Genomic DNA, 7516 nt, shown 5'->3' on the forward strand with positions numbered 1-7516 from the left:
TCTTCATCTTTAGAACTTTTGCCTTGGTCAGTCTTGACAATCAGCCAATAACGAGCACCTGGTTGTAGGGACTGCTTGCCTGAGTAAACTATCTCCGTTGCACTGGTTTCCTGAGTCCACTTCACCCCTGGACCTATCACTGTCACTTGGTAAGTGCTCGCGCCCTCAACCTGATGCCAGCCCAAGAGCGGTTGCTGATTAAGCACAGAACTATCCCGAGGTCTAAGAATATAAGGAATCTCTGGATTATTGGCTGCTCTTTCAATCACTGTATCCTGGTCGGATTGAGATAGCTTTGGTTTTGAGGTAGGAGGACAGCCTTCAGAAACGATATAGTCTCTGCCACCCTCGGGTTCCCACGGCATTAAGTTCTGGCACAGGACTTTAGCAAAGGTATTGCTGGCCAGTAAGAGGTGATCCTTAGCTGCCAATGGCGCACCAATAAAGGCTGGCTGATAATCCTGCCAAGTGGAACGCTTTATTTTCACCTGACCTTGAGGACGAAGGGCCACAACTAGATTTAAACCATTTCCGATCGGACGAGCTGGTCTAGCTAAGCTCACTACCAAGCTCAGCCCCAGGAGCAAGCCAATCAAGAGTTTCCATTTTTTCCATTGCATTAGAGTTTACCTGCCTTCTTTAACGCTTTGTAAGCTAAAACTAACCATTTCGGTTGATCAGGATTAACAATTGAACCTAGCTCAGAACACGTTTGCCATTGTTCAAGGGCTTCGCTATTGCGCGTTTGCTGTTCATAGACCTGAGCCAACAAACAGTGGGCTGAGCCGCGAGTTGTGATTTGTTCCAATCCCTCTGGTGTAGTGGCTAAAGCGATCGCTCCAGTTAGAATGGACTCTGCTTGGTCTAGTTGCTGCTGTTGCAACAATGCCCAACCGAAATTTTTCATCAAGTTGTATCTGATCCTCAAGGGCTGATTTTCCGTCTCCTGTAAACTTTTCCACAGCAGAGGTGTAGCCAATTCTGGTTTATTCTCCAATATCCACAAGCGAGCCAAATTGTTCTCGGCCTTAATCAAATTCCCCTTAACAGCAAATTGATATTGACTCTTGGCTTTATCGAACTGTTGCAGGTCTTCGTAGAGGGACCCTAGATTATAGTGAGCGTTGACATTATCTGGATCGAGAGCCAAAGCCTGAAGATAATCGGCTTCAGCACCAGCCAATTGCCCCTGATTATATTTCTTGACTCCCTGGCGATTGTACCAATCGGAAAAAGCTGGCTTGTTAGAGAATAATAGGGCTAGAACCGCACACAGCAACAATGTGGAAGCGAATTTGGCTTCTTCATGGTAATGCTTGGGAATACGCAGCCTGTTCAGTAATTTTTCAAACCCTTGTTTTCCGGCCTGGGTCAGTTCGCTTCTGGCTTGCAATAGGGTTAAGATACTCGGAAACGCCACCACTGCCACTCCCGCAACTCCGGTGCCAGCACTCAGAAATCGGGGCACAATATCCACCAACAAACTCAGATTCACCGTCCAACTGCCCACCGTCAGCCCTTTCCACAACCAATCCCAGCGGTCCCAGGGATGAGGTGGTGCTTCTGTTTCCAATCGCCACCACCACGCAGCGGCGGGAGGCTGAAAACTGTTTCGGTATTCAGCTAAGTCGATGACTTTGGTAATCTGCTCTGCTTTGCTCTTCAGCAGAGCGTCCAACTCAACCAGTTGCTGTTGATCCGTTGTAGATACGTGATTACACTGACTCCAAGCAGCCTGCACAGCATCCCTGGCATTGAAAATCTCTAGCACTTCCTTTACTTGAGGAGATTTAGACTCTTTTAGGTTAGAGAGTGCTTCTTGATAGCAATTAAGGGCAGTTTCTAGCTCAGAAGTAGTCATCTATAATTTGACAACTCAATAGCACAGATGATTCTTTTGTAGTTTAGATCTTTTTTTATCTATTTGGAGCAATTAGGAAAAAACTCTTGCATAACTCATAAGTCTTAAAAATGCTATAGCTCTTAGGAAATAGGCCGTAAGGAGTAGACCCTAGGGAGTAGTGGTTCAGTTATAGCGCTACGCTTAGCGTCAGAAGTCAGAAGTTAGAAGTCAGAAGTAAGCTATGACTAAGTTTCAGAGTTTAGGAGCGACTGCATCAAGACAATGTCCTAATTTGAATGCGTAGTGCTATATCAGCTATTAGCTATCAGCTATCATAAAAAAAATCCCAATTAAAGTAGGGTGGGCAAAGTCATCTAATCATTAATACTCATTTGAAGCCAACGGTTTTTGCCCACCCTACAAGCTTAAAAGGTGAAAAAAATCCCAATTAAAGTAGGGTGGGCAAAGTCATCTAATCATTAATACTCATTTGAAGCCAACGGTTTTTGCCCACCCTACAAGCTTAAAAGGTGAAAAAAATCCCAATTAAAGTAGGGTGGGCAAAGTCATCTAATCATTAATACTAATTTGAAGCCAACGGTTTTTGCCCACCCTACAAGCTTAAAAGGTGAAAAAAATCCCAATTAAAGTAGGGTGGGCAAAGTCATCTAATCATTAATACTAATTTGAAGCAAACGGTTTTTGCCCACCCTACAAGCTGACTAACAACCTTCAACCTTCAACCTTACCAAACCTTCAACCTTCAACCTTACCAAACCTTCAACTTTCAACCTTCCCAAACCTTCAACAATCAATAGCCAACAAAATCGTTTCCATCTCTTCCCTTGACAATCCCCCATGACCGCCCAACTTGTGTTGTTCAAACCGGTCTTCTTCATACCACCAAACCGTTTCATACTTATTCGGTAAAATCACTAAATTGCCTAACCGATTCAGCAATAGTGGCGATATTTCACCTGTACCGAAATAGCCTTGCTCAAGTAATGTTGTAGTGCGATACACTGTTGCTCGATCTGCCAACTGCTCCGTCAGCAAATCATAGACTTTATCCAAATGGTCTTCCTGAATATACAACACCATATCCCGACATGATCCTGCTGGCACCAACAGTTTACCTTGGGCATTCCGTTTAATAAACTGCTCAATGGAAGGATTAAGCTGATTCAAATAAATAGTAGTCTCTGGTGAAATCTCTATTTGTCCATGATCAGCCGTAATTAGTAATAATGTATTCTTCAGCTTACCAGCTACCTGCTGATATAAAAGTCGCTCCATAGTTAGCAAAAGTGTGCTAACTTCAGCCTGGAACTGCAGGGAGCCAGGACCGTATTTATGAGCGATGCCATCAACAGTATCCAAATACAGGAAAAAGTAGCTCTTATCGGATTCAGCGATCGCGGCTTCAGTCAGGTTAACTAATGCTTCAGGAATAGTTTTGTAGGGAACAATACTTGCCCCATCACACACCACTCGTGAAAAGGGAGAGTAAGCATAATTGTAGTGTTGAAAACAATAAGATTTAACACCATACTGTTGCAATTTTTGATAGAGAGTTTGGGTAGGGAAAAGGCTTTGCTCAGAAATGCCAGTTGTTTGCAAGGTTCCCCGTTGCTTATCACCCGCAAACGAAAACATCAACGGAGCAATAATATCATCCAACAGCGGCTCATAGTAAAACCAATGGAAGACACCACTCTCACCAACCGGAAGCCCTGAGTGAATAGTAGTCACATGAGCAGCAGTTGTAGAAGGAAACTGGGTAGTCAATTTAGAAGCGACACCTTCCACTACAAACCGCTTCAAAAATTCCGATTGTTCAACATAGTCCTGAAAAAAGCGCCACCCGAAAGCATCAACAAAAATCAGAATAACCTTATCATAGCGTTCCGGTAATTCTCCTAATACACTCCTAGGTAATCCCATGTTTCCTTGACCCGTGAGCAGATGATAGATCATCTGGGGAATCTGGGAGAAACAATAGGAGTCATAAAGGGGCTTACCAATGTTGTCATTTAGTCTAGCGTTTTCAATAGCTTTTAAGGAGTCAGAGTTAATCATAGATAGCAAGGGAACAGGGAATCGGGAATCGGGAACAGGGAACAGGGAATCGGGAGTCGGGAATCGGGAATCGGGAATCGGGGAAAAATCCTGTTTAGTTCATTACTATATGGAAACGCTATTCTATAGGATTTGTTAATCGATAATTTAAACTACTTTAAATTTAACACAACCAAAAAAAAATATCAAATTTATTTAAAAAAAATCTATTTATAGCCGTTGATAGCCTAATGATGTATATAGTATTTTTCCCCTGTTCCCTGTTCACTGTTCCCTGTTCCCTCAACAAAAAAATAATTTTCCAAAACCCTTGACAAAAACAGTTATAATCATTACGATTATAACTGTAAATAAAAAGCAAAAGGTTCACCTTATGCCTTCAAAATTACCGCCTAACTCAGATAATAATCCTGACGAGTCTTCCCCAAAAAAAATCCCTGTTCAGCATATTTTAAAGGGGTCCCGCAAGGCCATACTTAATACGATGCATACCCTGTATGTACTTCGTTACACGGAAATTTCCGACTGGACTCCTCTTCAGCCAACGGGCATTCCGGGAGAGTTCATCACAATTACCGTCAAGTACTTGATTATCCCGTAAAACCTTAAATTCCTGGGGGGTTTTCCCCCCGGAAAAACCATCGGGTCTAATCAGATAGGATCATGTCTGGATAGGAAAAAAAAATGAATAACATAAGGTAACCTTACTAGCCGTGGATAGTATTTCTGCGGCTATTTTTTTGGGGTTAGGAGGTTGAAGGTTATTGTGTTGAAGGTTATTGTGTTGAAGGTTATTGTGTTGAAGGTTATTGTGTTGAAGGTTAAAGGTTATTGTGTTGAAAGTAATTGTGTTGAAGGCGTAGGGTGCGTTAGGGACGGGCTAGCCCTGATTTTCGACATCTTTCCCAGTTTTGGGACAGCCCGTCCCGTAACGCACCACCGGATAAAACCGTAATTCCCCGATTCCCGATTCCCGACTCCCGATTCCCGATCCGATTCCCGACTACTATATACTTATTCCAAATTCCAGTTAAGACTTGAGGAGCAGGGGTGATGACTTCAACAGAGAAAGTACTGGTGGCTGGTGCTACAGGTGGAGTTGGACAGCTAACGGTGGCCAAGCTACTAGAAAAAGGTTTTCAGGTTAGTGTTCTCACTCGCAGTGCTGAAAAAGCTCAGCAAATGTTTGATAACCGAGTAGAGATTATGGTTGGTGATATCCGCTATCCCTCTAGCCTCCCCCCTGCCATCCAAAATGTTACTCATATCATCTGTTGTACTGGAACGACTGCTTTCCCTTCTAATAAGTGGGATTTCGACACAATGGATCAGGCGAAAGGATTCCCAAGTGTGATCGAGTGGCTCAAGATCTATCTCAACCCCACCTACGCTCGTACTAAAGCCAAAAATAGTCCTGAGCAAGTTGATGGTATAGGAGTTAGCAACCTGGTAACAACAGCTCCTAAAGATCTGAAGCGGTTTGTCTTTGTATCCTCTTGTGGTGTGCTACGGAAAGATAAACCACCCTATAGTATTCTTAATTCCTTTGGTGTACTCGATGCCAAACAAAAAGCAGAAGAAATCATCATTAATTCAGGATTACCGTATACTATTATTCGCCCAGGACGATTGATCGACGGTCCGTTTACCTCCTATGATTTAAACACTCTGTTGAAAGCGACAACAGCAGGAAAATTAGGGTTAGTCTTAGGTACCGGGGATACTTTATCAGGTCAAACTAGCCGGATTGATGTCGCATCAGCTTGTGTAGAATCCATTGCTAACTCTGTTACAGTTGGAAAAGTTTTTGAGCTGATAAATAGGGGAGCGAGACCATCAGTGATTGATTGGGCAGGGCTATTTTCTACTCTGGAGTACTTAAGCATTTAGCTATCAGCCGTCAGCGGTCAGCGGTCAGCGGTCAGCGGTCAGCTTATTTTATTCAAAAGCTGTTCGGTGTAGCTTGCCCTACGGCGTTGCTTAATAATGGAATGATTTCAAGACTTTTGTGGAATGGGCATCTTGGTGGAACTGGCATCTTGCCAGTTTCAATATATTTTCGGGCGGGCAGGATGCCCACTCTACTCCTATTCAAAAGAAGATTCAGCAACGCCTGGCCTACGGCCAATGGCTGATAGCTGAATGCTGATAGCTGAAAGCTGAAAGCTGAATGCTGATAGCTGAAAGCTGAATGCTGATAGCTGAAAGCTGATAGCTGATAGCTGAAAGCTTACCTCCCGATTTCCTACTCCCCACTCCCTACTCCCAACCCTCTCGCTAACGTAAACCCTTCAGCACTTCCTAAAGAGACTTGGTTAGGTAATTGCAAAGCCGCTAACGTAGAATTGTCCAAGAGCAGGTAAGATTGAGTTGAACACAACTGTTTTAAAGTATTTTCATCTTGGGGAATCACTTTGCGATCGCTATAAAAATCTAAACTAGGACGCTGATAGGAAAAAGACGTATAGATAATATCCCCTGGAGCCGTATTTTCCTGAATCAAAGCCGCCACTGGCTTAACTGGAAATGCTTCATTTAACTCCCAGAGCCAAGAGTGAGAACTCATTAATAATACCAAAGTTATATACATCCCTATCAATAAAATTGGGATAAAATTGCGGTTATGCTGTTTAATTGTCCAAGCCGCTAGGGTCATGGTTAGGCTTACCACCATACCCATAAGGATTAAAACCGGTTGGGGATCTGCCAAGATAAAATAAATACATCCCCCTAAAGCAGCTACTCCAATAAATCCTAAAATAATTGTTAAAATCTTAGGATAACGACTCCAATGTTGCCAAAATACAGTGAGTTTAGCGGCAACAGCTATAGCAAAAAAGGGATACACAGGCATAATATACCAGGGTAGCTTAGTGGCCATCATAGAAATAATTGTCAAATAGCCGATAGTCCCAATTAAAATTAAACTCCCCCAACTCGTGAGGGGTTTTCGCCAAGCTAGATAGAATCCTCCTAGCCAAAACAATAGCCAAGGGAAAGTATACTTAATTAACTCCAAAAGATAATACCACGCTGATCCTTGATTCCCTTCCACCTTTTCAGAGATGCGAGCAAATCCTTGAGAGAGAAAATGAACATGCCAAAAGGTTGCTCCATAATGCTGCCATTGGGCAATATACCAAACCAAAACCGGTGCGTAACCTAGGACTATGCCCAACCAAAAATAGCGACTTTTCAACAACCCTAAGGTTTTATTGGCCAGAATAAAGACCAAAGCAATTGCCCCTAGAGGCACAACTAATAGACCTTTTGTGAAAGTAATTAGTCCTAAACAAACTCCGATCCCAATTGCCCAATAAGACTGAGCCTGACAAGCTTTAAGTAAGCAAAATAGCAACAGCAAAAACCAAGTATTGATCATGCCATCCAGCATTGCCAAACGTCCGTGGCGCACAACTGGCAACAGGGTTAAGTAGACGCTAGCGGCAAATATGGCACTGAGACGTTGAAGGAATAGTTCTCGTGCTACTAAATAGAGCAGTGGTACTCCACACGCTGACAAAAAAGCACCAGGCAAACGAGTAGTGAATTCTTGGACACCCCCTACTTTATAGCTTAAAGCAATCAGCCAAG

At 43.0% G+C, this 7516-nt stretch carries 7 protein-coding genes and 1 pseudogene; 2 read left to right on the plus strand and 6 right to left on the minus strand.

What is annotated here, in order from left to right:
* The 4 genes and pseudogenes from F6K20_RS16645 to F6K20_RS16665 all read right to left on the minus strand — a co-directional run.
* Positions 1–620: pseudogene (locus F6K20_RS16645) on the minus strand (tetratricopeptide repeat protein); the annotation flags it as partial.
* Positions 620–1861, minus strand: coding sequence for a tetratricopeptide repeat protein (locus tag F6K20_RS16650; RefSeq protein WP_287255965.1), 1242 nt, complete (start codon positions 1859–1861; stop codon positions 620–622). The gene F6K20_RS16650 and the pseudogene F6K20_RS16645, both read right to left, overlap by 1 nt.
* A gap of 786 nt (positions 1862–2647) precedes the next feature.
* Positions 2648–3922: an alkaline phosphatase family protein gene (locus F6K20_RS16655; RefSeq protein ID WP_008179134.1), complete on the minus strand. Its 1275-nt coding sequence runs from the start codon at positions 3920–3922 to the stop codon at positions 2648–2650.
* An 869-nt stretch (positions 3923–4791) separates the two neighbouring features.
* Positions 4792–5043 (minus strand): hypothetical protein, encoded by a 252-nt coding sequence (locus F6K20_RS16665; protein ID WP_287295359.1) that lies wholly within the window; start codon positions 5041–5043, stop codon positions 4792–4794.
* Between F6K20_RS16665 and F6K20_RS16670 the strand changes: the two genes are divergently transcribed.
* Both F6K20_RS16670 and F6K20_RS16675 read left to right on the plus strand, forming a co-directional pair.
* Positions 4976–5812, plus strand: coding sequence for an SDR family oxidoreductase (locus F6K20_RS16670; protein ID WP_502708839.1), 837 nt, complete (start codon positions 4976–4978; stop codon positions 5810–5812). The genes F6K20_RS16665 and F6K20_RS16670 overlap by 68 nt on opposite strands.
* On the plus strand, positions 5770–6057 hold the full coding sequence (locus F6K20_RS16675) for a hypothetical protein (protein ID WP_287252657.1): 288 nt from the start codon (positions 5770–5772) through the stop codon (positions 6055–6057). The genes F6K20_RS16670 and F6K20_RS16675 overlap by 43 nt, the downstream gene beginning before the upstream one ends.
* Here the strand turns inward: F6K20_RS16675 and F6K20_RS16680 are convergent.
* Both F6K20_RS16680 and F6K20_RS16685 read right to left on the minus strand, forming a co-directional pair.
* Positions 6041–6178, minus strand: a complete 138-nt coding sequence (locus F6K20_RS16680; protein WP_287295362.1) for a hypothetical protein — start codon at positions 6176–6178, stop codon at positions 6041–6043. The genes F6K20_RS16675 and F6K20_RS16680 overlap by 17 nt on opposite strands.
* Positions 6168–7516 (minus strand): ArnT family glycosyltransferase (locus F6K20_RS16685; RefSeq protein ID WP_287295364.1); only part of this gene is annotated, 1349 nt, incomplete at its 5' end. The genes F6K20_RS16685 and F6K20_RS16680, both read right to left, overlap by 11 nt.

This window comes from Moorena sp. SIO2C4 (assembly GCF_010672485.1).
In the GTDB taxonomy this organism is placed as follows: Bacteria; Cyanobacteriota; Cyanobacteriia; order Cyanobacteriales; family Coleofasciculaceae; genus Moorena; species Moorena producens.

What these genes read in the sequence shown, in the direction of transcription:
- F6K20_RS16650 (WP_287255965.1), bottom strand. Translation starts at nt 1,861, where the DNA reads ATGACTACTTCTGAGCTAGAAACTGCCCTTAATTGCTATCAAGAAGCA.
- F6K20_RS16655 (WP_008179134.1), bottom strand. Translation starts at nt 3,922, where the DNA reads ATGATTAACTCTGACTCCTTAAAAGCTATTGAAAACGCTAGACTAAAT.
- F6K20_RS16670 (WP_502708839.1), top strand. Translation starts at nt 4,976, where the DNA reads ATGACTTCAACAGAGAAAGTACTGGTGGCTGGTGCTACAGGTGGAGTT.